Genomic DNA, 26635 nt, shown 5'->3' on the forward strand with positions numbered 1-26635 from the left:
GGCAGGCCGGGCACAGTAGGTGGCCGTATTCCCCGCAGCCGGCGCAGCGGCGCGGCAGGATCAGCTCACCGAACTCCCCCAGCAACCCCATGCCCGCGCTCCCCGAGAACCTCTTAGGGCCTCGGCAGCACCGGCGCCGCGCGCACGCCCTGCTGGCCGGGCACCTCACGCCAGTTCACGTTCTCGCGGATCTGCACTGGCATTTGCATGAGCACCTTGGAGTCCGTGATGTACATCGTGTCGTCAGTCGCACCGAGGGCCACCACCGGACCGCTGATGTTGCCTGACGGCAGTGCCGTGGCCGTGGAGCCATCCATCTCTACCCGATAGACCGGAGTGTTCATGATTGACGTTCCCACCAGCAGGGACCCGTCCGGCTGCCAGTCCACAGCAACGGCTGCCCCACCGAGTTCGGTCGCGGCGTATTTCACCACGTTGACGACGGCGCGGCTGCCGTCGTCACGCCTTTCGACGACACCGACCGCCAGATGTCCATCAATGATCATCACCACGCGCGCGCCAGTCTGGGACAGCCGGAGCACCGAAATCTCCCCGCCCAGGGACTCCGGCAGGTTCATCTCAACGTCGTTGACCGTGACCTCGCCGTTCGTCGATGAGCGGTCCAGGCGCACGACGCGCTGGCCGTCGAGAACAGTCCACGCCGCAGTGTGGTCCGGCTCCAGCGAGGGGCGGGTGAGACTCTCCGCGCGCAGAACCTCCCGCGAACTCGCCTTATTGCTGTTGCCCCGGCCGCTGTCGCCGTTGTTCCCGTCAGAGCCGAGCCTGCCGAAGACCAGGGCTTGCTCCCGCTCGCTGACGTTGACCGCCGCGGCGTAAGCGCCGTCGTCACTGATGTCGATGTGGGAAATGTCGCCGATCTTGTCCAGCTCCGGGATGGACTCGACTTCACTGTCATCGCCGCCCGGATAGCTCACAGCCTTGATGGAACCGTCAGACAGCGTATACAAGCTGGGGCCACCATCGGGCTGCGGGACTGGGTTGAGGTCAGCGAAGTCGTCGGTGGTCAACTCCACGGACTCATCGAGCAACGCGGCACCATCCGCCTTGATGGAGTACGGACCGCGCACCCCTGCTTCGTTGAGGGTCCACACCACCTGGGCGGCGAACCGGGCGCGGGTTTGCTCGTCGGCGTCGGCGAGGCCAGTGAACTCGTAGATGCCGTCGTTAAGCCCGGTGAACGCCACGTCCTCCGGGATGGCAGAGCGCACAGCGGGAGCAATGCGCTCCTCAGGGCCGCCGACGAGCATGTTCATCAACAGGGTCTCTATCGACGGGACCCGCGCATAGACCCAGCGGCGGTCCGACACGAGCGTCTGCCCGGTGGTGTCGTAGTAGTAGAGGTTGCGCGGTTCATAGTGGCTGCGCAGGTCAGTGCGGTCAATGACCACCTCATTTGGCAGGGCGCCAATGCGCCATTCGCCGTCTTGCTGGGACAGCTCCATTGTCGCCTCGTACTGGCGGTTGTCACCGGGCTGGAACGCGCCACCGGGCAGCAGGTAGCCCACGATGCGGCCGGCGACAGAGTAAGAGCGCTTGTTCTGGTCCGTCGAGGCCCGCGACGTCAAGTCGAAGCTATCGAGAACGAACGTGATGTCCCGCGGCGCCCACATCTCCGCCATCGGCGCAGTCATATACCGGCGAGCAGCTTCGAAGTCCCCGGTCGGGTTCGCGGACGCAGCGAAGAACTCGCGCAGGAGTAGGTCCGGCTCCATGCCTTCGCGGGGCTCTTCGACGGGCATCGGAGCGCGCTGGTCGTTGAACGGGTGCAGCACGTGCGGCTCAGTGCTTGTCGGCAGCGTGGCGCAGCCGGTCGCAGTGAACAGCAGCCCCGCGCCAGCCAGCGCGAGTACAGCTGTGCGGCGGCGGTGAGTGCTGGGGTTCATGAAGTGCATTATCGCCCCTCTTCCTTGGAGCGCACCATCCGCTGCGCTTTCGCACCGGCAAAACCGGGGTCCACATATGCCCATCCGATCTCACGGGGAGCCACGCCAGGGCCGCCCACAGCATCTGTCGCTTCAGCAGCCCCGGGCTCCTGCGGCACCACCAAGTTCACTGGCGGCTCCGAGTAGGGAACCTCGGGATCGCGCGGCAGCACGAGCCGGAACTGGGAGCCCACGCCGGGGGTGCCGGCGGCGTCGAGAAGCCCGTGGTGCAGCTGGGCGTCCTCGCGCGAAATGGCCAGGCCCAGGCCGGTGCCGCCCGAATGGCGCTTGCGGGACGAGTCCGCACGCCAGAAGCGGTTGAACACGAGCTCCTCCTGGCCAGGTTTCAGGCCAACGCCGCCGTCGGTGACGGTGATTGCCACGGCATCCTCGTTGGAGGTGAGCTCCAGCACGACCGGGTTGCCCTCGGAGTGGTCGATGGCATTGGCCAGCAGGTTTCGCACAATGCGCTCGATACGGCGGGGATCGCCGATCATCGTGACCGGTGTGTCCGGCATGTCGAACTCCACTGCAACATCGAGCTCTTCGGCGAGGTGGCTGGTCTGCGCCCAGGCGGATTCGATCGGGCTGCGAACGTCGATGCTGGTGGCGGAGAGTTCGGCGACACCAGCGTCATGACGCGAAATCTCCAGCAAGTCCGCCAACAGCGCCTCAAAGCGGTCGAGCTCCTTGGTCATCAGCTGGGACGCGCGACGGGCGTGGGGCTCGAGTGCTTCTTCGTCGGCGGCGATCATGTCCGCCGCCATACGCACGGTGGTCAGCGGCGTGCGTAGCTCATGGGACACGTCGGAGGTGAACTGCCGTTGCAGGTCACCGTATTCCTCGAGCTGGTTAATCTGGCTGGACAGCTTGTCGGCCATGTTGTTGAAGGACAGCGCCAAGCGGGCCATTTCGTCCTCGCCTTCGACGGCCATGCGCTCCTTGAGGTGACCGCCGGCCAGGCGCTCTGCAATGCGGGAAGCAGAGCGGACCGGGGAAATGAGCTGTTGAGAAGACAGCCACGCAATACCCACCAGGAGCACCACCACCACGATGCCGGCAGAGGTGAGCAGACCGCGCATGAGGGCCAGGGTCTGCCGTTCGCTCTCCATGTCCATGACCAGGTAGAGCTGCAGGTCTGGAATGTCGGAGTTGGTCGGCGTGCCGATGATCATCGCGTTGTACGCTTCACCGTCGTGCTGCGCCGGCGTGAACTGGTACGCCACTTGCCCACGCCCCACGAAATCCACAAGGCGCTGCGGAATGACGAAGTTCTCTGGGGCGCTGATCGCGCCGTCCTCGGACGGCACCAAGAGCACCGGCTCGTACGCGCCTGTCGACGGCTGATCCTGCTGCGACCGCTGCGCCAACGCAGCACGCGCAGTGTTCAGGCGGCCTTGCGTGGACGTCGTCGTGGCGGTGTTCTGGAGCTGCTCTTCGACGGCAACACGAACGCGTTCAAGGTCGGATTGGGCGTTATCGACCTTCATGTCGACCAGGCGCTGCGTCACCACAGACGCCAGGGCTAACACGAGCACGCCCATGACAATCGTGGACACGATGAGAACCGTGCCCACGAACCTGACCTGCAGCGAGGTGCGCCACCTGTGGGAGAAGCGGTCCCTCGCCTGACCAAAACGACCCAGAGCGATCCCCTACTTACCGGTCTTGTATCCCACGCCGCGGACGGTGAGGATGATCTCCGGGTTCTCCGGGTCGTGCTCGATCTTTGAGCGCAACCGCTGCACGTGCACGTTCACCAGACGGGTGTCGGAGGCGTTGCGGTAGCCCCACACGGATTCCAAAAGTTCTTCGCGGGTGTGCACCTGCTGCGGTTTGCGAGCTAGTTCCACAAGCAGATCGAATTCGAGCGGGGTGAGAGAAATCTCCTTCCCGTCCCGGGTGACAATGTGCTGCGGCACATCCACCTGCAGATCGCCAATCTCCAGGATCTCGCTGGGTTCCTCAGAGTTCTGGCGCAGGCGCGCACGGATGCGGGCGATGAGCTCGCGCGGTTTGAACGGCTTAGTGATGTAGTCGTCCGCGCCAGATTCCAGGCCGAGCACGACATCGACAGTGTCGGTCTTGGCGGTGAGCATGACGATCGGCACGTTGGATTCCTTGCGGATTTCCTTGCAGATGTCCACGCCGCTCATGCCCGGCAGCATCAGATCCAGCAGGACCAGGTCGGGGTCCTGATCGCGGAATGCGCCGACAGCGGCACCGCCGTCGGTCACCGGAACGGCTTCAAAGCCCTCGGCTTCCAGGACGATGGTGAGCATCTCGGAGATGGCAGGGTCGTCATCAACAACCAGAATCTTCGGTGGCATCGTTACTCCTTAGCGCAGGTGCCCAATCACTTCCATAATAGGCGCTGCGTCAGTGGCACGGACCCACTGACTCTCCCAGTTCGTCTCCGCCATCTCCACATACGCCGCGTACGTCGCGTCCTGCAGGGAGGCGTCGCGTTCGTAACGGTCGCGGGTCCGCGAAGCGTCCGCCTGTTCGCGGGATCGTGCCCGCGCCCGCGCAGTGTCCGGCGCGGTGTCCACGAGCACCTGCAGGGCGGGCCGGGGCAGCCCGAGGCGATCGAATTCGAGCTCGGCGACCCACGCGCGGTCGTCGATACGCCCCGTACGCGCCGACGTGTACGCCGCATTCGAGGCGACGTAGCGGTCGAGCAGGAGCACATCGCTTGGCGACGACGCCCACTGCCGCAGCTCCTCGACCACCCCGTACCGGTCGAGGGCGAACATGACGGCCATGCCGTGAGCGGAGTCGGTGAGGTCGCCCATCTTGCCGTGCAGTGCGTCGGCCGCGAGCTGGGCGTGGAGGGACTCGTTGTAACGCGGGAACGCCATGGTCGCTGCGCTGTCGATCCTGTCGGTGGCCCCGAGTTCGCGGATCAGTTTTTGGACCAGCGTGTTCTTGCCGGCGCCGTCGATGCCCTCGAGTGCGACAATCATTAGTAGCGGTAGTGCTCGGGCTTGAACGGGCCGGCGACGTCGACGCCGATGTACTCCGCCTGCTCCTTGGTCAGCTCAGTGAGGCGGCCACCCAAGCCTTCGACGTGGATGCGCGCGACCTTCTCGTCGAGGATCTTCGGCAACAGGTAAACCTGGTTTTCGTAGTTGTCGGTGTTGGTGAACAGTTCAATCTGCGCGATGGTCTGGTCCGCGAACGAGTTGGACATGACAAACGACGGGTGGCCGGTCGCGTTGCCCAGGTTGAGCAGGCGACCCTCGGAGAGGACGATGATGGAGTTGCCCGACGGCAGCGTGAACAGGTCCACCTGGGGCTTAATGTTCTCGCGGGTGACATCGTCGCGGTGCAGCAGGGATGCCATGTCGATCTCGTTGTCGAAGTGGCCGATGTTGCCCAGGACAGCGTGATCCTTCATCTTCATCATGTCGTCGAAACCGATGATGCCCAGGTTGCCGGTCGCGGTGATGACGATGTCCGCATCACCAATCGCCTCATCGACCGTGACCACCTTGAAGCCGTCCATGAGCGCCTGGAGCGCGTTGATCGGGTCAATCTCCGTGACAGACACGATCGCACCCTGGCCGTCGAGTGCTTCAGTCACACCCTTGCCCACGTCGCCGTAACCGCAGACAAGGGCCTTTTTGCCGCCGATGAGCATGTCGGTGCCGCGGTTGAGGCCGTCGATGACGGAGTGGCGGGTGCCGTAGCGGTTGTCGAACTTCGACTTGGTCACCGCGTCGTTGACGTTCATCGCCGGGAACGGCAGCGTGCCCTCATTGGCGAAGTGGTACAGGCGGTGAACGCCGGTGGTGGTCTCTTCGGTGACTCCCTTGACTTGCTCTGCCGTGCGGGTCCACTTGTTCGGCTCTTCAGCCAGGGTGTCGCGCAGCATGTTGAAGAAGGAGATCTGCTCGTCCGAATCGGTCTCATCAGTAGACGGCACGGCGCCGGCGTTCTCGAACTCAGCGCCCTTGATCACGGCGGAGGTGGCGTCGCCGCCGTCATCCAGAATCATGTTCGGGAAGATGGCCTCCCCGTAGCGTTCGCCCCAGCTGAAGATCTGCTTCATGCACCACCAGTACTCGTCCAGGGTCTCGCCCTTCCAGGCAAACACAGGCACGCCCTGCGGGTTCTCCGGGGTGCCGTCCTTGCCCACGACGATCGCCGCGGCAGCCGCATCTTCGGTGGAGAAGATGTTGCAGGAGGCCCAGCGGACTTCCGCGCCCAGGTGCGTCAGCGTCTCAATGAGCACAGCCGTTTGCGTGGTCATGTGGATCGCACCAGCAATGCGCGCGCCTTTGAGCGGCTGCTCCTCCTCGTACTCGCGCCGCAGCTGCATCAACCCCGGCATCTCGTGCTCAGCCAGCTCAATCTGCTTACGGCCTGCCTCGTGCAGGGAAAGATCAGCGACCTTGAAGTCCAGATCCATGGTGGGGGTTCTCCTTATTGTCTGCAGTGTCTCGCGTCTCAGCGTCTCAGCGTCTCAGTGACTCAGCACGAGAATACGGGGTCATTCCCCAGCCCCTTAGGAGAGGGCTTCGATGAACTGGTCCACGTCGTACTCAGTGTCGCTCGCGGCGAGGTCTTCGAGGATGGCAACTGCAGCGTCGACAAGCTTTTCATCGAGCTCCGCGGACGTCGTACGCAAAAACGGGTAGGAATCCGCGATGTCCCCTGCGGAGAACGGCGCGCCCGCCCAAATCGCGGCGACCGTGGCTGCAGCCTGGCCGTTGAGGAGCTCATCCTCAGACGCGTTGTCGCGGTCGACGGCGAGCAGGCAAGCATCACGCACTGCCTCCATTCGCTCGTCGGCATCAAGGGAGGCCAGTTCGTCGAGGAAGTCGACGTTGACATCCTTATTGAAGATCGCGGTATCCCACGTGCTCATGCCTTGCTCCTTACCCTTCACATCTGCTCAAGTTCGCCCCTATACAGCGCTTTTCAGAATCTACTACTAGCGCTTGGCAGGCTGCCTGTCTACAAGAACCAGGCAACGCGCGGGAAATTGGGTCTAGCCTAGCCTACATTTCCATGGTAACTTGTTACCGAGTTGTTATTGATCAGCAACAACGCGGGGACATTGCGCGACACAATGAGCGAAGGAGGATGTCATGGAGCTGACCAAACGCCGTTTCGCCGTCTACATGGCATCCGGTCTTGCCTTGGCGCTGCTCCTCGGGCTCGCAGTGTGGAAGATCCCCAGCCCCAGCATGAACATGCGTTCCGACGACACTGAGATCGCCGGCCAACCCGTCGCCAAAACTGGCGATGAAGAAGCCGCAGCAAGCACCGACCCCATATCCATGACCGAGGACCTCCAAGCCTCCGAGAGTGGTTCACGTGCAGCCACGGAAGATCGCGCAGATTCTAACTACGCAGCCGACCCGCTCGCCCCGCCCAACGCTCGGCTCGACGGCGCGCGCGAGGACGGTAGTGAAACCAGCTACTACCGCCCCACCAACGCCGCCCCGAGCCCGCGAAACAACGGCAACGCCGATGAGAGCACGAACGGAAAGAACGGTTCCCGCACCCCGAGCCAGACCCCGCGATCCGGCCAGGCCAACCAGTCCCGTTCTAACTCTGATTCCCAGCCCGAGACACGCCCAACCACCCGCGGCAACGGCGAGACCACCCGTCCGGAGCGCCCGCAGGGCCCCGGCACCGCACCGGCGACTGTTCCGAACGAGAACAACGAACCCGCACCTCGTCCGGAGTCCGCCAACGACCAAACTCCGCAGCCTGCGGACCAGCCCGCTTCGCCTGCCGACGACAACGCCACACCGCAAGGTGGCAACGCAACACCGCAAGGCGACAACCCTGCGCCTCAGGGTGGCAACGCCACACCCCAGGGCGGTAATGCTGCACCCCAGGGCGGTAACTCCACGGTCCAGAGCGGAAGTGCTTCTCCGCAGGGCGGTAACTCCACGGTCCAGAGTGGTAACGCTGCACCGCAGAGCGTCCAGGTCAGCGAGCAGCGCTCCGAAGATCCCTTCTCCGCTGCCACGCGCGAAGAGCGCGCAGGCAGCGAGAGCCAAGTACAGGAGTAGTTCGGGGCCTAGCGCTCGGATCAGCCTGGCCTTAAAGCGCGATCCCTCGCGGCTGCCACCCCTCTAACCCGCTTCCAGCGGCGTTGCGCGCAAAGCGTGCGCAAAACTTTACATGCGTGATTCTTTATGGTTTCAAACACGGAGGTAGTGAATTTCTATCGCTCTACCAGTATCTGGCGGATGTCAACTTTTGCGCAGATGCTCACCCCTTCCAGCCCGGCGCCCCCGTCGGGTGGCGTCTCACAGTCGGTATCTCACAGAGCCACTCGCGCGTAGAAGACCTCAGCCACCTCGTGGCCGGCAGCGCGAACAGAGAAAGGCCCGTCATCGGCCGGGATCCATGCGGCTGAGCCAGCTTTGAGGTCAATGGCCTCGCCAGAACCGCACGTGACAGCACCCTTTGTGCACAGAAGAATGCCGGGACCCGCACCGGAACCTGCACCCGGACCCGCACCGGCATCAGAGCCGGCACCGCCGTCGCCCACCTGCAACGCTCCTGCGCTGGGGTAGAGCCGGTGCCGGGTGAGCACGAAATCCTCAATCGGGACGGGATACTCGGTGGCCTCACCGTAGGGGGCGGTTGAGGTGGTGGTGGCGATGCGCGGGTCGGCTTGGGTGGTGAAGTCGCAGATCCGCACGAGCTCAGGGACGTCGACGTGCTTGGAGGTCAACCCGCCGCGCAGGACGTTGTCGGAGCTGGCCATGATCTCGACGGCCATGCCGCTGATGTAGGCGTGGAGCCGCCCAGCGCCGAGAAAGAGGGCCTCACCGGGGGCGAGCTCAATGTAGTTGAGCAGCAGGGAGGCCAGCACGCCGACGTCACCGGGATAGCGGTCGTTGAGCTCGATGAAGCAGGCCATCGCCTCAACCATCCACGCTTCCGCTTCAGGTGAGGGGGATTGGGCGGAGGCGTATATAGCGTCGATAAGCTCGAGGCGTTTTGCGCGCGGCAGCGAAATCCACGTGGTGAACAGGGCGCGCAGCCCCTCTTCCTCGTTGTCCGAGTGGAGGAAGGGCGCGTAGCGGTTCAGCGGGGCGCAGTCGAGGTGCTCGATCAACGCGAGGGTGTCAGCGACGGGGCGCAGACCAGCCAACGCGCGGAACGGGGTCAGCGCGACAAGGAGCTCAGGCTTGTGGTTGGGGTCCTTGTAGTTCCGCTTGGCGCTGCTCAGCGGGATGCCGGCGGAGTTCTCCGCGTCGAAACCGGCCTGCGCCTGCGCACTGTCCGGGTGCGCTTGGACGGACAGGGGCGCTTCTGCCGCGAGGATCTTCAGAAGGAATGGCAGCTGGGCGCCGAAGCGGGACTCCACCACAGCCCCCAGGGCGGATGTTGGATCGGTGGAGATGAGGGAGTCAAGACCGGTGCCGTCAACGAGCGACGGCGCTGTGCGGTGGGCACCGAACCACAGTTCTGCTTCGGGTTGCGCCGTTGGCGCCGGCTCGCCGCGCAGCTGGGCCAGCATTGTTTTGGAGCCCCAGGGGTAAGTCTGCAGGGCTGGAGTGATCAGTTTCACGGTCGCTCCCCTACTATCTTGTCAGCTCAATGATAGAGCGCGCACGGCCCGTTCACGGGCGGTCCAGCTAGGAATCGTCTGAGAGCGCCGCAGCGGCGTGGGCGCGCACAATCAAGCACAGTGCCTGCGCAAACGAGCCAGCAGCAGCCGACCTCTCTGCTCGCCCACAGGCCAGCCGCGCATCGTCCTCGCCCCACACGATCGTGCCCACGGACACCACCGGGCCGTCTAGGTAGGGGTCGTGGAAGATGTCGTCCGCAGGGCTCGAGGTCTCCTCCAGCGCGCCAGCAAGCTCATGCTTATCGACGAATCCTCCCGCCAACCCCTTCACCGACCACAACACCGCAGCCACCTCGGCCACCACTGCCCCGGTACGCGTGTAGCCGGTGTGCATGATCCGCTTGCCCGCCACGAACTCGCGCAGCTGGCGGGCCAGGTTGGTCGTCGCGTCGCGTTCGGGTGAGAGCTGGCGCAGTTCCTCATCGACGTCGTCGGCTGCTGCGGAGAGTTCAGCCACCTCATGCGGCAATGCCCCCTCCAGCGTCTGCAGCACAGCTGTTACAGCCGCGATGGTGCGCAGCGGCGACGCCCCGAGCGTGGTCGGCGGGGCGGGGAGGACCACGGTGGAATCAGGCGCGTCCTCGACAACGGGCCCCGTCTGCGGCCCGGCCAAAACGGTCTCAGCACCACGGCCTGCCGCGGTGGCCATGGCGCGGGTCACGGCCTGTGCATCGGGCGCGTCGCCGACGACCACGACGACATCGAGCGGGCCAACATAGCCCGGCAACTCGTCAGCCACCACAACAGGCCAGCGCAGGCCAGCACCGGCCCCAGCCTCACTATCCTGCCCCGCCAGAGCGAGAGCACACCGCGCCGCTACAGCCGCGATCTGGTCGGTGGCCAGCACCACCACACTGCGCGGGTTCACCCCGGCAAGGTGCTCCAACCGCCCCGCAGCCTCGGCCACGGCGCGCAGCTGCGCACCTTCATGGGCGACGTCGAAGAACCGCACGGTTTCCCGGTCGTAGTGCGCTGCGCCCTCGAAGTAGCGGTTGGAGGGGTCGGTCATGACCGGATGATTCCCAGCACTTCGTCGACCACAGCGTCGACCTCAGCCTGCGTTTCGGCTTCGACGTTCAACCGCAGCAGCGGTTCGGTGTTGGACGCGCGGACGTTGAACCACGTCTTCGACCCCGCCAAAGAGACGGTCACACCGTCGAGGGTGTCCACCGATTCCGTCCGGTCGGCGAACGCGTCGACGACGGCGTCCATTTTGGCCTGCTGGTCGGCGACCTCGGAGTTGATCTCGCCGGAAGCGGCGTAGCGGTTGTACTGCGCCATCAGCTCGCTCAACGGCTTGTCGTGCTCCGCCAGGGCCGCCAGCACGTGCAGGGCGGCCACCATGCCCGAGTCCGCGTTGAAGAAGTCGGCGAAGTAGTAGTGCGCGGAGTGCTCGCCGCCGAACAGCGCGCCCTTCTCCGCCATCTGCGCCTTGATGTAGGAGTGGCCCACACGCGTGCGCACACCCTGGCCGCCCTTCGCCTCAATCAGCTCGGGCACGGCTTGCGAGGTGATCGCGTTGTAGATGATCGTCGCGCCGGGATTGTCCTCCAGCGTGCGCTCTGCCACCAGCGCGGTGATCGCAGACGGGCTCACCGGGTCGCCCTTTTCATCGACGACAAAGCAGCGGTCAGCGTCACCATCAAAGGCAAGGCCGATATCTGCGCTCTGCTTGACGACGAACCTCTGCAGATCCCGCAAATTCCCCGGCTCCAAGGGGTTCGCCTCATGGTTGGGGAAGGTGCCGTCCAGTTCGAAGTAGAGGGGGCGAACATCTTGGTCTCCAAGCACCGCGGGCACGGTGTGTCCGGCCATGCCGTTGGCGGCGTCGACCGCGATGACGAGCTTCCGATCTTCCGGAAGCGGCACCAGTTCGCGCAGGAAGGAGGCGTAGTCGTCGAGGATGTCGTCTTCCTTGACGGTGCCGGTGGGCCCGTCGAAGGCGGGAGTGCCGTCGATAAGCATCTGGGTGATCTCCGCCAAACCGCTATCTTGGCTGACCGGTGTCGCGCCGGCTCGGCAGAGCTTGATGCCGTTGTACTGGGCGGGGTTGTGCGAGGCGGTGAACATTGCGCCTGCGCAACCGAGCGTGCCGGCGGCGAAGTAGAGCTGGTCTGTGGAGGTCAGTCCGAGCGCGACAACATCGAGGCCCTGGCTGGTCACGCCGTCAGCGAACGCGGCAGCGAGCTCCGGTGAGGACGGACGCATGTCATGGCCGACAGCGACGGTCTTCTCCCCTTCTTCGCGCAGGATGAACGCGAAGGCGGCGCCGGCATCGAAGACGAAGTCGCGGTCAACAGTGGCCTTATCGGCGGGCTCGACCAAACCGCGGATGTCGTAGGCCTTCACTGCTTGCGTGACAGCCTCGCGGCTGCGCTTAAGTGGTTCGCTCATGCCTTACGATCCTAGACCGGTGTCAGCGCTCGGGTGCGCGCCAGGGATTGAATACAGGCACACCGAGCTCTGCAAAGTCCTCGACATTGCGCGTCACCACCGTGAGCCCGTGCACTGAGGCGGTGGCACCCAGCAAGGCATCTATCGCTGGCTTTGGATTAGGCACGTGCGTTTGCGCTGCTCGACGGGAGATCTCCAGCGTAATCGGTAGTGTACGGCCCTCGAATCCATCCAACACGGCTTCATCCAGCCAGTTACGCAGTCGCATGGCCTGGACCTCATCTCGACGCGATAGCCGCAAGATACCCACTTCGATCTCGAGCACGGTGAGAACAGAAATGTTGAGTTTGAAAGGGTCCACAGACTCTACCCAACTCAGCACCCCTTCATTGGGGCGGGACCGTTGAAACTCACTGAGAATGTTTGTGTCGAGGAGATACATCAGAATTCCGGAACCCTGAACTCTAGATCTACCCTTTCAAACTCAGCGTCGACTGGATCGCTCATGCGTAGCTTTCTTACAAAGCTCGATCCATCCCCCTGCAGTTTCCGGTATGCCTCTATCGAGAGCAGGACATGCGAAGGTTTTCCCCGCTCGGTGATGACAACAGGACCGTCGAGAGCGGCGCGCTTAGCGGCGCCAACATCATGGTTGAAATCGCGCGAAGAAATCGTCGTCACCGCACCCTCCTTGTAGTTACGTAGTTACATAGTCCACCGCGTCGGGGCTGCGGTCAACGCCTGCCGCTAATTCCCCTCTTCGGCGGCAGCCTCCGCCTCCGGATCCGGCACAATGCTCAAGTGCGCACGGCGGGCAGCCCTGTGTTCCTCGAGGTGCTCCCCGATGCGCTTGGTGCGGTAGACGGGGTGGTTGGAGGTCTGCGGGTTGGTGAAGTCGCGGCCGTCGAACTCGATCGGGTCGCGCGTGGTGTCCACCAGTCCGGTGGTCACACGTCCTGCCTCAGACACAGCTTGGGCCAGCGCGGTGAGCTCTTCTTCATCAGACAGCTCAATGTTGTCGATGCGCACCATGTCCCACCCCACCGGCGCTGTGATGTGCTCCGAGTGCCGCTGGCATAAATCCCACGCGTGCGGGTCCGGGCTGGGTGACAACGGACTGACAATGGCCGTCTTCTCGGAGTACGCGTACACCAGCGTGGCGATGGCAGGCCGGCCGCACCCCGGGCGGCAGCAACGACGAAAGGTACTCACGGCTCACTAGTGTAAGCGCGCCTGACAGATTTTTGCCCCTCGCCACGCGGCGTGCCCCCATCCTCCCCCGTGACCGGCTGGCTTAGATTGAAGGCATGTCCTCCACCGTGACAGGCCCTGACCGCGAGCGCGATCCGCGCGGCGAGCGCAACGACGCACAAGCCGGCCCGCCGCCTGACCCGTCGTGGCTGCCACCGCGCCGGGACCGGCATGGCCGCGGCGTTCGCGGGCCTATGCTGCCGGTGGCGGTACCCCGGTACCGGACCCGTTCAATGGCGTTCGACCAGCTCGTCTTAGAGGCCTACGCGCCGTTGCAGAACGCGTACTCTACGCAGCTGTCCGGCGTGGACCTGGCTGTAGACACAATCCCGCGCATGCGGATGCGCCGGGATGCTGCGCACGCGAGCGCTTCGGCAGTTCTGCCGGATGAGATCTTCGCGGACGGCCCGGTCCCCCTCGGCCGCGTCCTGCAAGCTGGCGTGGACCGCTACGGCAATCCGACCCGCGCGCGTTTCGTGGTGTTCCGCGCACCCATTGAGCGCAGAGCAAAAACAGCCCGGGAACGTGCCGAGCTGTTGACTACTGTTTTGACCGCCTTAGTGGCCAACTACCTCAACCTGGATCCGCGGGATATTGACCCGGACTTCCAGTGGTAGCTAGCCGATCTGGCGGCGGAGGCGGCGGCGCTCACGGTCGGAGAGTCCGCCCCAGATACCGAAGCGCTCATCGTGCTCGAGCGCATACTCGAGGCACTCATCACGCACCGCGCAAGCCTGGCAGATGCGCTTAGCCTCGCGGGTGGAGCCGCCCTTCTCGGGGAAGAATGCTTCCGGGTCCGTCTGGGCGCACAGCGCCTGGTCTTGCCATTCCTGCTCGACGGTGCCGAACAGTTCGTCGAGGGTCATTCCGCCCGCGGCCGCACCGCGAAGAATGGCGTTGTCAACCATGTCTTCCACGCCATCCCCTTTCTGATTAGTTTCGATCGCACCGTTGGAGACACCGTCTGGAGTCGCCGACTGGAAGTTCGTGGGTTCCGTGCTTTCCGTGTGGAATTACACTAATGCGATTAAAACGGCGGGCACCAAATAGCGTCAACTGAGATTGACTCTTCTCAGCCGAATAAGAGGGTTTCCTCAGAGAAAGCTGTTCATTTTCCGCGTAAGGCACCACACCAGTCACACCAGTAACACGGGGCTTTTTCCGGGGGTAAACCCCGGGGGTACTATATGTAGTAGCCGAAATAGGAGTTAGCAACTATTCCGCTACTAATTTGGCGTGTCGCTACGCGTCCGGGGAGAAGCGCACACCCAAGTCCGGAATATTCACGCCCGGCCAGATGCGCATGCCTCCCTGCAGTTCACACCGTGCGCCGATCTGCACGCCATCGCCGATCACGCAGTCCTGGATGCGCGCGTTCGCACCGATGCGCGCGCCGGAGGCGATGATGGAATCGCGAATCATGGCGCCTGGCTCGACGGTCACTCCGTCGAAAATCACGCAGTCGTCTAGACGGCAGCCCGCGCCGATGGTAGAGCCGCGGCCGACAAAGGTTCCGCCGACGAGGATGGCGCCGCCGGCGACGCCGGCGGAATCGTCGACAAGCGATTCGCCCGTGCGCCCCTCAAGGAGAGGCGAGGGAGCAATGCCGCGCACAAGGTCGGACGAGCCCTGGACAAAGTCGGACGGGCGACCCATGTCGCGCCAGTACGTTGTGTCCACGTGGCCGTAGACGCGGGCGCCGGACTTCAGCAGGCCGGGGAAGGTCTCGCGCTCGACGGACACTGCGCGGCCCTGCGGGATGGACTGGATCACGTCGCGCTGGAAGACGTAGCAGCCGGCGTTGATCTGGTCGGTCGGCGGTGCCTCAGTCTTCTCCAGGAAGGCCTGGACGCGGCCGTCGGCATCAGTGGGCACGGAACCGAACTGGCTCGGGTCCGGCACGCGCACGAGGTGAAGGGTGACATCCGCCTCGCGCTCGGCGTGGGTAGTTAGGATCTGGCCCAAGTCAGCGCCGGAGAGCACATCGCCGTTGAAGATCATCGCGGTGTCATACCGCAGCCGGGACTCGACGTTGCGGATCGCGCCGCCGGTGCCCAAGGCTTCCTCCTCCACAACGTATTCGATCTCTAGGCCGAGGTCGGAGCCGTCACCGAAGTGCTTCTCAAACACCTCTGCCTTATATGAGGTACCCATGACCACGTGCTTGATGCCAGCGGCCTGGATCCGCGCAAGAAGGTGCGCCAGGAACGGGTAGCCAGCAGTAGGAAGCATCGGCTTCGGCGTGGAGACTGTGAGCGGGCGAAGGCGCGTGCCTTGGCCGCCGACAAGAACAACGGCGTCCGTCTGCGCAGGATCAATCGTAGAAACCATGCGTTCAACCTAACCCGATCGATCAAGAAAACCGCGCATTAACCTGTCACGGATCGGTTGCAACTTCATAGGAGCAAGCTCCCAGCTACCCCACAGCACGGGCGAGCAGGGCGCGCGCCTTCAGCCCTGACCACAGCACCAGCCGGAGCGGAGCCTCCCACCAGTGCGGATGGCGGTCAGCCTGGAACCGGTAGGCGGAGTCGTGGTGCGCCGGCGTGGTCACCGCGGAGTACTTCTTCGCGGCGTGGCCCTGGTCGTGAGTGATGAGGGCATCGGGGCAGAACAGGTTCGTCCACCCGGCGCGGGTCAAACGCTCGCCAAAGTCAATGTCTTCGAAGTACATGAAGTAGCGCTCGTCGAAGCCACCGAGCGCCTCAAACGCATCCCAGCGGACCAGCAGGCATGACCCGGACAGCCATCCAGCGCGGCGCAGCGTGTCCATACCTTCCCCAGCCTTGTAGGCGCGGCTGAACGGATTGCCCGGCCAGAACGGGTACAGCACAGCATGGCCAATCCCGGTGACCAGCGTGGGCACTTCGCGTGCCGACGGATACGCCGACCCGTCCGCCTCTAGAATCCTCGGTCCTACTGCCCCGGCTTCCGGGTGCGTCCGTGCGCACTCGATAAGCGCATCGATGGAACCGGGCAGGAACTCCACGTCGGGGTTGACGATGAGGAAGTAGGTGGGGTTGATGTGGCCGGCGTTTTTGACGTCGACAAGCGAGCGCGCTGCGAAATTGATCGCGGGGCCGTACCCGATGTTGCCGCCTGTGGGCAGGAAATCCACGCTGTCGTTGGCGCAGGCGACATCCTCCGGCACCCCGTCGGCGGAACCGTTGTCCGCGCAGATGAGGCGGGTGGGAAACACGGTTGCCTCGGCAAGCGATTCCACTAGCGCCGGCAAATGCCTGCCCGGCGAGTAGGTCACGGTGATCACTGCCAGCGGAGTTTCGGGGTTGGTCACAGTGGGGCAGCTTACCGCGCGCGGGAAGAGTTTTGGCGGGCCCGTACCGTATACTTCTGAGCTAATTCGAGACAAGGGGCGAGACGATTCGTGAGTGAGCACTTGAGGCCTGTGCGCGACATTCAGGCGGCTCCGTCGCGTGCACGGGACATCTCCCAAGCAGGCCACCCGGCCGTCAAGGGCCTGCTGGCCACGTTGTCTGTTGTGCTGCTCGTTATCGCCGGAATGGGCTACTACTCCATCGGCCGCCTGGGCAACAGCCTGTCCGCCTCCGAACTGGACCTGGGCAACAACGACCTCGACGGTGCCGACGGTGCCGTGGACATTCTCCTGGTCGGATCAGACTCGCGCACGGACGCTCAGGGCAACCCCCTCTCTGACGAGGAACTCGCCCGCCTCAACGCCGGTGAGGCCGAGGGCGAGCTCAACACCGACACCATCATGGTCGTGCGCGTGCCCAATGACGGCTCCCGCGCCACCGCCGTATCCATCCCCCGCGACACGTACGTCCACGACGACACCTTCGGCAACACGAAGATCAACGGTGTCTACGGCCTTCACGCGCTGGACAAGCGCGAGGAGCTCACCGCAGACGGCATGGACGAAGGCAAACCCATGGAGGAACAGGTCGCGCGCGCTGGCCAGCAGGGACTGATCAACGCCGTGGCGGACCTGACCGGTGTCGAAGTCGACCACTACGCCGAGGTGGGCCTGCTCGGTTTCGTGCTGCTCACGGACGCTGTCGGCGGTGTCGACGTCTGCCTGAACGCCGCCGTGGACGAGCCGCTATCCGGTGCGAGGTTCCCCGCTGGCCGCTCCACCCTCAACGGCACCCAGGCCCTGGCGTTCGTGCGCCAGCGCCACGACCTACCCCGCGGCGACTTGGACCGCATTGTGCGCCAGCAGGTGTTCATGGCCTCCCTGGTGAACAAGGCTATCTCCGCCGGCACGCTGTCGAACCCGGCGAAACTGCGCGAGCTGTCCACCGCCGTGGAACGCTCCGTGACGGTGGACACCGGCTGGAACATCATGTCCATGGCCACCCAGATGTCCGACCTGGCTGCCGGCAACGTGCATTTCGTGACCATCCCTGTCACCTCCGTCAACGGTGTGGGTGACTACGGCGAGTCCATCGTCACCGTCGATACCGGCCAGGTGCACAACTTCATGGATGAGCTGGCGCGCGAGGAGGGTGTCACGGAGCCAGGTGCAGACGATCCAGGTGCCGGTGCAGGTGCCGGTGCTGCAGAGTCAGATAAGGACGCTTCCGGAGGCGCCGCTGCTGCCCTGCCGGATACCGTGCAGAACTACACAGCGACGGTCCTCAACGCCGGGGAGATCACCGGCCAGGCCAGCGGCGTGGGTGCCTACCTGTCGGAACAGGGCATGACGGTCGAAAGCGTCAGCAACGCGAGCCCCGGCCTGTACTTCGAGTCCCAGATCCTCGCTGCCGACCCGAGTGACCCGGCAGCAGCGACGCTGGCGGAAGCACTCGGTGGCCTGCCCATCGTGGCACATGAGACTGTGGAGGCAGGCTCTGTCGTCGTGGTCATCCACGACGATTACACCGGCCCGACCTCCGACTCTGCCGCCGCCGCTCCCACCGAGGTCTCCCAGGAAGAGACCGTGGGTACGCCCGGTGAGGACTTCGGAGCCGCCGAGGTCGCCCCAGAGTTCAACGCCGGCGGCACCGGCCCCCGCTGCGTGAACTAACCGTGTCTGCCGGCTGGAATACTGCTCGGCCTTATGCAATTTTTTGCAACCTTGTGACCAGCGAGTTCATCTGAGCAGTATTCCGGAAAACCCCGAGCAGTATTCCAGCTCCCCGGGGTTACGCGCCCCAACCGTGACCGCGGCCACTCCCCGCCGAGAAAATCCTTACTATGGGGCGCATGAGCTTGCTCACACCCCTCCTCTCCGCCGACCCCGCCAGCCCCAGGCTGACCGTCTACGACGAGGTCGCAGGCACCCGCATGGAGTTCTCGGCGATGACGTTGGACAACTGGGCCAACAAGATTGCCAACATGCTTATCGACGAATTCGACCTCGACCCCCACGATCCCTTCGGGGAATCCCCGACCATCATCGTGGACCTGCCAGTGTCGTGGCAGGCGGCAGTCATCCCGGTAGGCATATACAACGCGGGCTTGAGCCCGTATGTGGACGTCAACCGTGAAAAGCACCAGTCCTCTGCGGGTCCGAGACTCGTGTTCACCACCGTTGAGCGGGCGAAGGATTGGGACGGCGTACCGGATGTCGTCGTGGTCTCCAACGACCCATTCGGCCGGGGCGTGGTCGAATCCGGCGGCACTCTCCCACCGGGGCTGGTCGACTTCGGCCCGACGGTGCGGTTCTACGGCGACCAGTTCTATGACAACCCTTACGATCTGAACAGCTGGGTTCTCCCAGAGGACGGCCCCGAGCGCTACCTGGTCCCCGGCTGGACCACGGGCCCGGAATTCGAGCGCCGGATCATGTGCCCGCTGGCTGCCGGCGGGTCCGTCGTGGTCATTGCAGGCGTGGCGTCCGCCGAGCGCGTAGAGCAGATCATGGAGGCAGAGAAGGTCACGGAGACGCTCAGCTAACCGAAACCGGCTAGCGCCCGTAGCGGCGCCGCACGTACTTGCGCCACACCACCCGCGCCGCCGAGTGCGGCGTGGCCACAATCTCGCGGGCGTAGTTCTTCAACCGGGACTTTCCCGGCGTCGGCGCAGCCACCACTGTCACGGGCACCTCGAGGTGCGCCGCCCACACGCGTACCCGGGCGACGTGGAACCCGTTGGTGACCACGATCAGCCGCCGCGCGTCCGGGAACAGAGCCCACGACTGTTCCAGGTTCTCATTGGTGGAGGTGGCGAAAGGCTCTTCGATGATGTCGCGGGCATCGACACCGTTGTCGGCCAGCCACGCAGCCATGACGGCAGCTTCCCCATGACCGGATACGACGACGGGCCGCCGGCCGTGGGACGCGACGTACTCGGTAGCTGTGCGGAGGCGAGCTTCGAGCATGCGGGAGGGGCGGCCGTCGATAATGCGGGCGCCAAGTACGACTAACGGGTCGCGGCCCGAGGTGTTACTCACCGCCGAGGAGACGCTCGCGCAGGGCCTGGTCTTTGCGCTCGACGTCCTTGGCCATGTTCTCCTGGTAGTTGACCATTTTGCGCTGCACCGCTGGGTCGGTGGCACCAAGGATGCGCGCGGCGAGCAGCCCGGCGTTCTTCGCCCCACCGATGGAGACAGTCGCCACGGGCACACCACCGGGCATCTGCACGATAGACAGCAAAGAGTCGAGACCGTCCAGGTCCGCCAGAGCGCGCGGGATGCCGATGACCGGCAGCGGCGTCGCGGCCGCCACCATGCCCGGCAGGTGCGCTGCCCCGCCCGCGCAGGCAATGATGACCTGCAGGCCACGGGTGTGCGCATCCTTGGCGTAGGCGAGCATTCGCTCTGGGGTGCGGTGGGCGGAGACGACACCCACCTCGAACGGGATTTCAAACTCCGCGAGGACCTCCGCCGCCGGGGCGACAGTGTCCCAGTCAGAGTCGGACCCCATGATGATGCCTACCTGCGGTTCCATCTACGCTCCTGTTCCCTTCACGATGATCTCTGCGGCCGCCTTCGCCGTCTCCAACACTGTGGCTAATTCATGGCCCGAGACATTGACGTGGCCCATCTTGCGGCCCGGGCGGTAGCCCTTGCCGTAGAGGTGAACTTTGGCCTCCGGGTAGCGGCGCATGACTTCGGCGACGCGCTCCTCCATCGGCTCCGCGGGTTCGGTCTCTCCGCCGAGGGTGTTCACCATGACGGTGAACGGCGCGGTCATCTCCACCGAACCGAGTGGCCAGTCAAGCACCGCGCGCACGTGCTGCTCGAACTGGCTGGTCACACAGCCATTCTGTGTCCAGTGGCCAGTGTTGTGCGGGCGCATGGCCAGCTCGTTGACGATCACCTCGTCACCGTCGGCGAACAGCTCCACGGCCAGCACGCCGGTCACGCCGAGCTCTTCGGCCACGTTCATCGCTAGCTCTTGGCAGTAGGTGGCCATCTCCGGCGCCATGTTCGGCGCAGGCGCGATCGCTTCCACACAAATGCCGTCGCGTTGGCGGGATTCCACGACCGGCCACGCCCGGATCTCGCCGGACGGGGTGCGCGCGACCATGGCGGAGAGTTCGCGGTCAAAGTCGATCTTGCGCTCCGCGTACAGCGGGGTGCCGTCTGCCAAAAGCTTATCGACGAGCTCACCCGCCCCCTCCCGCGACTTCGGGAACCACACACCGTGGCCGTCGTACCCACCGCGGGTGGCCTTGAGGCACATCGCGCCTTCGACCGAGTCGAAGAAGGTCTCCGCATCCTCGACGCTCTCAATGGCGGCGAACTCCGGGACTGGCGCCCCGATCTCTGCCATCTTGCGGCGCTGTTCCAGCTTGTCTTGGGCGTAAATGAGTGCCTGGGGTTGCGGCTGCACGCTCACCCCGGAGGCAATGAGCTCATTCAAGAATTCATTAGGAACATGCTCGTGGTCAAAGGTAGCGGCGGCGGCGCCGGAGCAGACTCTTTTGACGTCGTCAAGCACTGTGTAATCGCCGATGACCACGTCGCCGAAAACCTGCGCGGCGGACGCGTCGGCGGAGCTGGCGAGCACCCGGGGTTTCAGGCCCAGCTCAATAGCTTCGGTGTGCATCATCCGGGCAAGCTGGCCATCGCCGATCACGGCGAGAATGGGCATTCCCTGGGGGTCTCTGTTCGCTGCGTCACTCACGCTTGTCCACTCTAGTGAGCCTGCCCGCCCGACGAGCGCTGGACCTGCTTTCGGTATGCCATCCAGGGCGGCGTAGGCCCCATCCCGAACTCAGTCCCATGCGCCACAGCAGCCACAACTAGGCGCGCGGGACACAATGCCATCTATGTGACAGGAGTGACTCAGTTCGGGATGGGTCCTACGCAGTTCCATGGCGCAGTCCGGCACCCCTCGCCCCCAACCGCCTCGCATGGCTACCATCGGGCCTATGACCACGATTGGCCGCCACACGATTTTCCAAAACTCCCTCATGTCCGCGCTGCTCGACGGCATCTATGATGGCGAACTCACCATCGGCGACATGCTGTCGCGGGGCAACTTCGGCCTGGGCACCTTCGACGCCCTCGACGGGGAGATGATCATCCTGGACGGCACGTGCTACCAGCTGCGCGGCGACGGCTCCGCCACCATCGCCGACCTTGACCAGAAGAGCCCGTTCGGGCAAGTGACCAACTTCGTGCCGAAGATCGTCGCCGACGCACCGAAGGGGATGCGCCGCAGCGAGCTATCCGCATTCATCGACGAGCTGCAGCCGTCCGGGAATTACCTGCACGCTGTGCGCATTACCGGCAGCTTCGACACCGTGACCACCCGCACCGTGACCAAGCAGGAGAAGCCCTACCCGCCGATGCAGGACGCCGTTGCCGACGACAAAGAAATCAAGTTTGAAAACGTCTGCGGCATCATCGGCGGCTTCCGCACCCCCGGCTACGCGAAGGGCATTGGTGTGCCGGGCTGCCACGTGCACTTCATCGATGAGGACCGGACCACCGGCGGCCACGTGCTGGACTACACCGTTCACGAGGCCGTAATTGAGCTCTGCCCCGGCACCGACATTGAGCTCCACCTGCCGCTGACAGCTGACTTCGCGGCGGGCAACCTCTCGCCTGAGGATCTAGACCAGCAGATCCACGACACTGAGGTGAAAAGCTAAAGCAGCTGCCGGTGGGAGCGGAAATAAGTGAAGGGATCCCTTCCGATGCTTCGGTTCTAGGACCGGTATTCGGACGTGACCCCTTCGGCTGGAGCTATCCAAAGGGCCAATACGGCCCCTGTGCTCTCTCAACATAAGATAATAGATCGGTAGTCGAGGAAAATCAAGAGACGCATCGGTTCGAAGGGGGAAATCGGATGCACGGCAGTGAGCACGGCAAGCTAGTTCTGAGCGCGCTTAGTGAAGAGCGCACTGCGAAGTATTTGGCTCAGACGGGAAACAACGCTGATCGGGCTTTGAGTTTGTACAAGTGGGATTCGAGACTATCTGCCGCGATGTGGAGTTTGATTTCGCTTTTCGAGGTCGTTTTAAGGAACAAGCTTTGCGATGCAATTGATGCTTGGAGCGATTCAGTCACTCCCCCTAGCAATAAGCAGTGGATCAAGGAGCCGAAGGACAATGTTCGTGAGCCGCTTTCCAAAGTGAGCGCGTCCATTGCTAACTCAGCTAAAGGCAAGGCAGCGAAAGCCAAGGAGCTACGCGATAGTGGTGAAGGCCTAATTGGAGGGCAACATCCCCGCATGGGGGAGCCAATTACGCGGGATGACCTGATTGCTCAGGTGACCCTGACTCAGTGGAAGGAAAACTTCTTCTACCGCTCCCCCGAAACGCAGCCGGACGGGGAAGTCAAGTTCTTTCCGGATGAGACTCGATACAACGATCTCACAAGGGTCTACGAGGCCATTACTGAGCCGGCGCTTTCTGCGGGCCCCAGACCGATTGATCCCGATCGAGCAAGTTTCTTGATGCACCGGATCAACTTGCTTAGGAACCGGATCGGCCACCAAGAGTCCCTAATTGACATTGACTGCGGTAGATTGCGAAAGGAAATCTTTGAGCTTCTCAATTGTCTTGATCCGGCCGTGCTCGAGCACTACTCTTCCAACGACCCGATCCCCGGAATCTTGAGGGACGACCCAAGGAAAAGGAGAGCTTCCAGCTAAAGCAGCTGCCGGTGGATGAGCTCCTCCACCCGTTTGGTGCGCCCCACGTTGGGGAAGTAGACCGGCTGCCCGTAGCCGAACACGCCGATGCTCATTCCTCCGCGGTAGCGCCGGGCACCGCGGATCTGCGCCAGCGGGATCGACTCGGTCCGGCCGCGGCCGATGTAGAGGACACGCTTGTTAGTCACCACGAAGCGTTGCCGGCGCGAGCGCACAAGCGGAAACACGAACCGCCACAGGGCGAGCACCGCCCACACCGCCACGGCGCCGTTGCGGAAAGCTACATCCACCCCGTTGACGTCCATCCATCCGATGGCCATCCACGACAGGGCGGTGATGACGATCAGCTCGAGGAAGGGGAACACCAGCGTCGTCATCGGCGGCGCCATGTCCGCCAGGACGACTTCTCCCCTACCGAGCTTGATCTTGGACACGTCAGGGAGTTTAGTTGGCGGGCCGCAGGTGAGTCACGTCGCCAGTGGAGTAACTCACCCCATCCACGACAACTTCGCCATGCTTATCGATGTCGTCGACGACCCCCTCCACGTCGCCCTGCACCGTCGACAAGCGAACGCGTTGGCCGATGCTGGCCGAGACTGCCCTGTAATCGTCGAGGATCGCCGCGTCGCGGTCTTGCCACTGTGTGAGGCGCTCGCCGAGCGCGCGGAGCAGGTCGGTGACAAATGAATCCCACTCAATAGTGATGCCCTCGAGGTTGAGCGCCGTGGACCAGTCCGTGGGCAGGTCTTCAGCGCGCCACGCGATGTTGAGGCCAAGGCCCATGACCAGCATGGTGTTGTCGCCGTTGACATCAATCTCACCGAGGATGCCACAGAACTTCTTGCCGTTCAGTAGGACATCGTTGGGCCACTTGAGCTGGGCGTTCGGGATGATATCCGTCACGGCCAGGCCGGTGGCTAGGCTGGCAAGGCCGACGTCGTCGAAGTGCTTCAATTCCACCGTGACCGACATGAGGAGGCTCGCTCCCGCCGGCGCCTCCCATACCCGGCCGAGCCGACCCTTGCCGCCCGTCTGCCGGTCCGCGATGAGCACGTGGCCCGGCTCCCCCGACGCCAGCAGCTCAGTGTTCGTCGAGGTGGACTCCTCCACGTGGCGCACCTCGGTCCAGTGCTCGGCGACCTCGGATTCAATGCGGGCAATGTCCTGAACTGTCATGGGGTCCAGAGTATCGGGACATCGAGGTAACGCGCGCAGCATCACCACCGCACCTGGGAAGTTCAACGGCGATAGACGCTCCGCCGACTCCGCACTGCGGAGTTCCTGCGGTTTTGCACCCGCTCCGCAACCCCGCCGCTGAACTTACACTGGGCGCCATGTCGGACATGAAGCTGTTCACTGTCGGTTGTTCGAAAAAGAGCGCCGAGGAGTTCTTCGACTTGTTGCGCGACAACGGCGTGAAGCGGGTGGTGGACATCCGCCGGCACAACACGAACCAGCTCGCTGGCTTCACCAAACAGGACGACCTCGCGTGGTTCCTCGATGTCATTGTGGGCATCGACTACGAGCACGTCTTGGAGCTCGCCCCGAGTGAGGAGCTCATGCACGCCTACCGCAAGGAGGGTCTGCCTTTCGACGAGTTCGCCGAGAAGCTCCGCAAGCAATTCGACGACCGCAAGATGCCCACCAAGGCGACGTTCGACTGTGCGGCGCTGCTGTGCTCGGAGGCGGACCCGTCCACATGCCACCGACTCGTTGCGGCGGAATACCTGGCGGAGAAATGGTCCGGGGTGGAAGTCATCCACCTATAGCGGACCGCTGACGGGCAGCTCCGTCACTCGCCGAGCACGTCAGCAATCAGCCCACGCACCTTCGCGTCGATGTCGTCGCGGACCAGCCGCATTCGCTCCATGCCCTCAATTCCGCGTGTCGACGGCTCATCCGTCACCCACCGCTCCATCGTCCCGCGGGCATCATCGGGCAGGTCCAGCTGCGCTTCCTCACCGATGACCACAACACGGTCTGCAGTGCGGAGGATCTCCGGGTCAACCGCCTTCGGGTGCCCGTCGGACATGTCCGCGCCGACCTCTTCCAGCGAGGCGGCAGATTCCGCGTTGATCGACGTTCCGGGTTCGGTGCCGGCCGAGTGGATTTCAAGCCGCTTCCCCGCGTGCTTTTCCGCCAAAGCAGCAGCCATTTGGGATTTCCCGCCATTGCGGACGCAGACGAACAGGATCTTTGGAGTAGGTGACATCATGCTTCCTTTCTATGCCGGTGAACTCACTGCTGATGCACGTTCGGGCGACAACTGCCGCTCAGGCAGGGTCGGGTCACCGGGGAAGAGCTTCGGGCCGATGCCCCGCATGACGTAGACCAGGCCCACCAAGATCGGGATCTCAATGAGTGGCCCGATCGTACCGGCGAGCGCCTCGGCTGACTCGGCGCCGAATGTTCCGATGGCCACCGCGATAGCCAGCTCGAAGTTATTGCCCGCCGCGGTGAACGCCACTGACGCGGACTGCGCGTACCCCATCCCTGAGATCTTGGACACGATGAGGCCCAGCGTGAACATGCCCACGAAGTAGATCAGCAACGGCACCGCCACTCGGGCCACCGTCCAAGGACGGGCGATGATCTGGTCTCCTTGCAGGGAGAACAGCAGCACGATGGTGTACAGCAGACCGATCAGCGCGAGCGGGGAGATCGCCGGGAGGAATGTCTCTTCGTACCAGTCCCGGCCCTTGGCCTTCTCACCGATGATCCGGGAGACAACGCCTGCGAGCAGCGGTATGCCCAAGAAGACTAAGACGGAGGTCACGATCGCCCAGAAGGAGAAGTTCACCGACGTGGTGGACAGTCCCAGCCAGTTGGGCAGGATCTGCAGGTAGAACCACCCCAGCACACCGAACATGAGCACCTGGAAGACCGAGTTGATGGCCACCAGCACAGCGGTGGCTTCACGGTCCGCGCACGACAGGTCCGACCACACGAGCACCATGGCGATGCAGCGGGCAAGGCCCACGATGATCAAACCGGTGCGAAGTGCGGGCTCATCGGGCAGGAAGATCCACGCGAGGGCGAACATGACCGCAGGGCCGACGACCCAGTTGAGGACGATGGAGACCGCCATCAACCGTTTATCGGTGGCGATCTCCTTCGTCTTGTCGTACCGCACCTTGGCCAACGGCGGGTACATCATCACCAGCAGCCCCAGCGCGATCGGAAGCGATATTCCACCGACTTCCATGCTTTGTAAGGCTCCACTCAAACCTGGGAACCAGTTGCCCAGCCCCAGCCCCAGCGCCATGGCAAGAAGGATCCAGACCGGCAGGAATCGGTCGAGGAATGACATGCGGGCGGGTTCCTGCGCCGCGACCGGCTCAGACATAGATCACCTTTCGTATCGACGACTATCAATATAAAACATTAAGACTGTTATAGATGCCTGTCAA

The 26635-nt window shown here is 63.8% G+C and carries 29 protein-coding genes; 7 read left to right on the forward strand and 22 right to left on the reverse strand.

Going from position 1 to position 26635, the window contains the following annotated elements; translation table 11 throughout:
- Nucleotides 1-113: 113 nt before the first annotated feature.
- The 6 genes from KBX19_RS06755 to KBX19_RS06780 all read right to left on the reverse strand — a co-directional run bounded on the left by KBX19_RS06755 (nt 114) and on the right by KBX19_RS06780 (nt 6816).
- Nucleotides 114-1904 carry an LpqB family beta-propeller domain-containing protein gene (locus KBX19_RS06755; RefSeq protein ID WP_255998006.1) on the reverse strand — a complete coding sequence of 597 codons (1791 nt, stop codon included), beginning with the start codon at nt 1902-1904 and terminating at the stop codon, nt 114-116.
- 8 nt (nt 1905-1912) lie between these two features.
- Nucleotides 1913-3535 carry an MtrAB system histidine kinase MtrB gene (gene mtrB / locus KBX19_RS06760; RefSeq protein ID WP_370687009.1) on the reverse strand — a complete coding sequence of 541 codons (1623 nt, stop codon included), beginning with the start codon at nt 3533-3535 and terminating at the stop codon, nt 1913-1915.
- Nucleotides 3536-3598: 63 nt separating this feature from the next.
- On the reverse strand, nt 3599-4273 hold the full coding sequence (mtrA, locus tag KBX19_RS06765) for an MtrAB system response regulator MtrA (protein ID WP_005286095.1): 675 nt from the start codon (nt 4271-4273) through the stop codon (nt 3599-3601).
- 9 nt (nt 4274-4282) lie between these two features.
- A complete protein-coding gene (locus tag KBX19_RS06770) occupies nt 4283-4909 on the reverse strand; it encodes a dTMP kinase (protein WP_255998007.1) in 627 nt (208 codons plus the stop codon).
- Nucleotides 4909-6357, reverse strand: a complete 1449-nt coding sequence (gene ahcY / locus KBX19_RS06775; RefSeq protein WP_255998009.1) for an adenosylhomocysteinase — start codon at nt 6355-6357, stop codon at nt 4909-4911. The genes KBX19_RS06770 and ahcY overlap by 1 nt, the downstream gene beginning before the upstream one ends.
- Before the next feature lie 96 nt (nt 6358-6453).
- Nucleotides 6454-6816 carry a DUF4259 domain-containing protein gene (locus tag KBX19_RS06780; protein ID WP_040423400.1) on the reverse strand — a complete coding sequence of 121 codons (363 nt, stop codon included), beginning with the start codon at nt 6814-6816 and terminating at the stop codon, nt 6454-6456.
- A 223-nt stretch (nt 6817-7039) separates the two neighbouring features.
- Between KBX19_RS06780 and KBX19_RS06785 the strand changes: the two genes are divergently transcribed.
- Complete coding sequence (locus KBX19_RS06785) at nt 7040-7975, forward strand: hypothetical protein (RefSeq protein ID WP_255998010.1); 936 nt, start codon at nt 7040-7042, stop codon at nt 7973-7975.
- Nucleotides 7976-8229: 254 nt separating this feature from the next.
- On the opposite strand, the gene manA is transcribed toward KBX19_RS06785, so the two are convergent.
- From manA to KBX19_RS06815, 6 genes are all read right to left on the reverse strand, one after another.
- Nucleotides 8230-9489, reverse strand: coding sequence for a mannose-6-phosphate isomerase, class I (manA, locus tag KBX19_RS06790; RefSeq protein ID WP_255998011.1), 1260 nt, complete (start codon nt 9487-9489; stop codon nt 8230-8232).
- A gap of 67 nt (nt 9490-9556) precedes the next feature.
- On the reverse strand, nt 9557-10558 hold the full coding sequence (locus KBX19_RS06795; RefSeq protein ID WP_005286114.1) for a hypothetical protein: 1002 nt from the start codon (nt 10556-10558) through the stop codon (nt 9557-9559).
- A complete protein-coding gene (locus KBX19_RS06800) occupies nt 10555-11943 on the reverse strand; it encodes a phosphomannomutase/phosphoglucomutase (protein ID WP_255998013.1) in 1389 nt (462 codons plus the stop codon). The genes KBX19_RS06795 and KBX19_RS06800 overlap by 4 nt, the downstream gene beginning before the upstream one ends.
- 22 nt (nt 11944-11965) lie before the next feature.
- Nucleotides 11966-12385 (reverse strand): type II toxin-antitoxin system VapC family toxin, encoded by a 420-nt coding sequence (locus tag KBX19_RS06805; protein WP_255998015.1) that lies wholly within the window; start codon nt 12383-12385, stop codon nt 11966-11968.
- Entirely contained in the window at nt 12385-12624 is a 240-nt protein-coding gene (locus KBX19_RS06810; RefSeq protein WP_005286123.1) for a type II toxin-antitoxin system Phd/YefM family antitoxin, read from the reverse strand. Before KBX19_RS06810 ends, KBX19_RS06805 begins: the two co-directional genes overlap by 1 nt.
- A gap of 66 nt (nt 12625-12690) precedes the next feature.
- Complete coding sequence (locus tag KBX19_RS06815) at nt 12691-13155, reverse strand: DUF3499 domain-containing protein (RefSeq protein WP_083770202.1); 465 nt, start codon at nt 13153-13155, stop codon at nt 12691-12693.
- A 233-nt stretch (nt 13156-13388) separates the two neighbouring features.
- On the opposite strand from KBX19_RS06815, the gene KBX19_RS06820 reads away from it, so the two are divergent.
- The gene (locus KBX19_RS06820) at nt 13389-13811 is read left to right on the forward strand and encodes a metallopeptidase family protein (RefSeq protein ID WP_083770338.1); all 423 of its coding nucleotides are present in this window, start codon (nt 13389-13391) and stop codon (nt 13809-13811) included.
- On the opposite strand, the gene KBX19_RS06825 is transcribed toward KBX19_RS06820, so the two are convergent.
- From KBX19_RS06825 to KBX19_RS06835, 3 genes are all read right to left on the reverse strand, one after another.
- Nucleotides 13812-14102, reverse strand: a complete 291-nt coding sequence (locus KBX19_RS06825; RefSeq protein ID WP_370687010.1) for a WhiB family transcriptional regulator — start codon at nt 14100-14102, stop codon at nt 13812-13814.
- Between the two features lie 334 nt (nt 14103-14436).
- The gene (locus tag KBX19_RS06830; protein WP_005286134.1) at nt 14437-15525 is read right to left on the reverse strand and encodes a sugar phosphate nucleotidyltransferase; all 1089 of its coding nucleotides are present in this window, start codon (nt 15523-15525) and stop codon (nt 14437-14439) included.
- 85 nt (nt 15526-15610) lie between these two features.
- A complete protein-coding gene (locus KBX19_RS06835) occupies nt 15611-16489 on the reverse strand; it encodes a glycosyltransferase family 2 protein (RefSeq protein WP_255998017.1) in 879 nt (292 codons plus the stop codon).
- Between the two features lie 90 nt (nt 16490-16579).
- Between KBX19_RS06835 and KBX19_RS06840 the strand changes: the two genes are divergently transcribed.
- A complete protein-coding gene (locus tag KBX19_RS06840; protein WP_255998018.1) occupies nt 16580-18202 on the forward strand; it encodes an LCP family protein in 1623 nt (540 codons plus the stop codon).
- Nucleotides 18203-18381: 179 nt separating this feature from the next.
- The gene (locus KBX19_RS06845) at nt 18382-19074 is read left to right on the forward strand and encodes a TIGR03089 family protein (RefSeq protein WP_040423846.1); all 693 of its coding nucleotides are present in this window, start codon (nt 18382-18384) and stop codon (nt 19072-19074) included.
- 10 nt (nt 19075-19084) lie between these two features.
- On the opposite strand, the gene KBX19_RS06850 is transcribed toward KBX19_RS06845, so the two are convergent.
- Genes KBX19_RS06850 through KBX19_RS06860 form a run of 3 tightly spaced genes read right to left on the reverse strand, consistent with a single transcriptional unit; the run spans nt 19085 to nt 21248 of the window.
- Nucleotides 19085-19570 carry a YdcF family protein gene (locus KBX19_RS06850; RefSeq protein WP_005286144.1) on the reverse strand — a complete coding sequence of 162 codons (486 nt, stop codon included), beginning with the start codon at nt 19568-19570 and terminating at the stop codon, nt 19085-19087.
- Nucleotides 19563-20066: a 5-(carboxyamino)imidazole ribonucleotide mutase gene (purE, locus tag KBX19_RS06855; RefSeq protein WP_005286147.1), complete on the reverse strand. Its 504-nt coding sequence runs from the start codon at nt 20064-20066 to the stop codon at nt 19563-19565. The genes KBX19_RS06850 and purE overlap by 8 nt, the downstream gene beginning before the upstream one ends.
- Entirely contained in the window at nt 20067-21248 is a 1182-nt protein-coding gene (locus KBX19_RS06860) for a 5-(carboxyamino)imidazole ribonucleotide synthase (protein ID WP_255998020.1), read from the reverse strand.
- 247 nt (nt 21249-21495) lie between these two features.
- Between KBX19_RS06860 and budA the strand changes: the two genes are divergently transcribed.
- Together budA and KBX19_RS06870 are read left to right on the forward strand one after the other, a co-directional pair.
- A complete protein-coding gene (budA, locus tag KBX19_RS06865) occupies nt 21496-22221 on the forward strand; it encodes an acetolactate decarboxylase (protein ID WP_255994545.1) in 726 nt (241 codons plus the stop codon).
- Between the two features lie 197 nt (nt 22222-22418).
- Nucleotides 22419-23225 carry a hypothetical protein gene (locus KBX19_RS06870; protein WP_005286156.1) on the forward strand — a complete coding sequence of 269 codons (807 nt, stop codon included), beginning with the start codon at nt 22419-22421 and terminating at the stop codon, nt 23223-23225.
- Here the strand turns inward: KBX19_RS06870 and KBX19_RS06875 are convergent.
- On the reverse strand, nt 23222-23659 hold the full coding sequence (locus tag KBX19_RS06875; RefSeq protein ID WP_255998022.1) for a hypothetical protein: 438 nt from the start codon (nt 23657-23659) through the stop codon (nt 23222-23224). The two genes, KBX19_RS06870 and KBX19_RS06875, sit on opposite strands and share 4 nt — an antisense overlap.
- A gap of 10 nt (nt 23660-23669) precedes the next feature.
- Nucleotides 23670-24401: a biotin--[acetyl-CoA-carboxylase] ligase gene (locus tag KBX19_RS06880; RefSeq protein WP_255998024.1), complete on the reverse strand. Its 732-nt coding sequence runs from the start codon at nt 24399-24401 to the stop codon at nt 23670-23672.
- Nucleotides 24402-24559: 158 nt separating this feature from the next.
- Here KBX19_RS06880 and KBX19_RS06885 point away from each other — a divergent pair, with 158 nt between their 5' ends.
- Nucleotides 24560-24994 (forward strand): DUF488 family protein, encoded by a 435-nt coding sequence (locus KBX19_RS06885; protein WP_255998025.1) that lies wholly within the window; start codon nt 24560-24562, stop codon nt 24992-24994.
- A gap of 23 nt (nt 24995-25017) precedes the next feature.
- Here the strand turns inward: KBX19_RS06885 and KBX19_RS06890 are convergent, their stop codons facing one another.
- Both KBX19_RS06890 and arsB read right to left on the reverse strand, forming a co-directional pair.
- Nucleotides 25018-25437: a low molecular weight phosphatase family protein gene (locus KBX19_RS06890; protein WP_040423403.1), complete on the reverse strand. Its 420-nt coding sequence runs from the start codon at nt 25435-25437 to the stop codon at nt 25018-25020.
- A 12-nt stretch (nt 25438-25449) separates the two neighbouring features.
- On the reverse strand, nt 25450-26571 hold the full coding sequence (gene arsB, locus KBX19_RS06895) for an ACR3 family arsenite efflux transporter (RefSeq protein WP_005286170.1): 1122 nt from the start codon (nt 26569-26571) through the stop codon (nt 25450-25452).
- Nucleotides 26572-26635 lie beyond the last annotated feature (64 nt).

It is taken from the genome of Corynebacterium sp. CCUG 71335 (assembly GCF_024454075.1).
Taxonomy (GTDB): Bacteria; Actinomycetota; Actinomycetes; order Mycobacteriales; family Mycobacteriaceae; genus Corynebacterium; species Corynebacterium genitalium.

Bases quoted from the DNA above. Each gene is read 5' to 3' on its own strand.
- KBX19_RS06755 (WP_255998006.1), bottom strand. From the start codon at position 1,904: ATGAACCCCAGCACTCACCGCCGCCGCACAGCTGTACTCGCGCTGGCT.
- mtrA (WP_005286095.1), bottom strand. From the start codon at position 4,273: ATGCCACCGAAGATTCTGGTTGTTGATGACGACCCTGCCATCTCCGAG.
- KBX19_RS06770 (WP_255998007.1), bottom strand. From the start codon at position 4,909: ATGATTGTCGCACTCGAGGGCATCGACGGCGCCGGCAAGAACACGCTG.
- ahcY (WP_255998009.1), bottom strand. From the start codon at position 6,357: ATGGATCTGGACTTCAAGGTCGCTGATCTTTCCCTGCACGAGGCAGGC.
- KBX19_RS06780 (WP_040423400.1), bottom strand. From the start codon at position 6,816: ATGAGCACGTGGGATACCGCGATCTTCAATAAGGATGTCAACGTCGAC.
- KBX19_RS06785 (WP_255998010.1), top strand. From the start codon at position 7,040: ATGGAGCTGACCAAACGCCGTTTCGCCGTCTACATGGCATCCGGTCTT.
- KBX19_RS06795 (WP_005286114.1), bottom strand. From the start codon at position 10,558: ATGACCGACCCCTCCAACCGCTACTTCGAGGGCGCAGCGCACTACGAC.
- KBX19_RS06800 (WP_255998013.1), bottom strand. From the start codon at position 11,943: ATGAGCGAACCACTTAAGCGCAGCCGCGAGGCTGTCACGCAAGCAGTG.
- KBX19_RS06805 (WP_255998015.1), bottom strand. From the start codon at position 12,385: ATGTATCTCCTCGACACAAACATTCTCAGTGAGTTTCAACGGTCCCGC.
- KBX19_RS06820 (WP_083770338.1), top strand. From the start codon at position 13,389: ATGCTGCCGGTGGCGGTACCCCGGTACCGGACCCGTTCAATGGCGTTC.
- KBX19_RS06825 (WP_370687010.1), bottom strand. From the start codon at position 14,102: ATGGTTGACAACGCCATTCTTCGCGGTGCGGCCGCGGGCGGAATGACC.
- KBX19_RS06830 (WP_005286134.1), bottom strand. From the start codon at position 15,525: ATGGTTTCTACGATTGATCCTGCGCAGACGGACGCCGTTGTTCTTGTC.
- KBX19_RS06845 (WP_040423846.1), top strand. From the start codon at position 18,382: ATGAGCTTGCTCACACCCCTCCTCTCCGCCGACCCCGCCAGCCCCAGG.
- purE (WP_005286147.1), bottom strand. From the start codon at position 20,066: ATGGAACCGCAGGTAGGCATCATCATGGGGTCCGACTCTGACTGGGAC.
- budA (WP_255994545.1), top strand. From the start codon at position 21,496: ATGACCACGATTGGCCGCCACACGATTTTCCAAAACTCCCTCATGTCC.
- KBX19_RS06870 (WP_005286156.1), top strand. From the start codon at position 22,419: ATGCACGGCAGTGAGCACGGCAAGCTAGTTCTGAGCGCGCTTAGTGAA.
- KBX19_RS06880 (WP_255998024.1), bottom strand. From the start codon at position 24,401: ATGACAGTTCAGGACATTGCCCGCATTGAATCCGAGGTCGCCGAGCAC.
- KBX19_RS06885 (WP_255998025.1), top strand. From the start codon at position 24,560: ATGTCGGACATGAAGCTGTTCACTGTCGGTTGTTCGAAAAAGAGCGCC.
- KBX19_RS06890 (WP_040423403.1), bottom strand. From the start codon at position 25,437: ATGTCACCTACTCCAAAGATCCTGTTCGTCTGCGTCCGCAATGGCGGG.
- arsB (WP_005286170.1), bottom strand. From the start codon at position 26,571: ATGTCTGAGCCGGTCGCGGCGCAGGAACCCGCCCGCATGTCATTCCTC.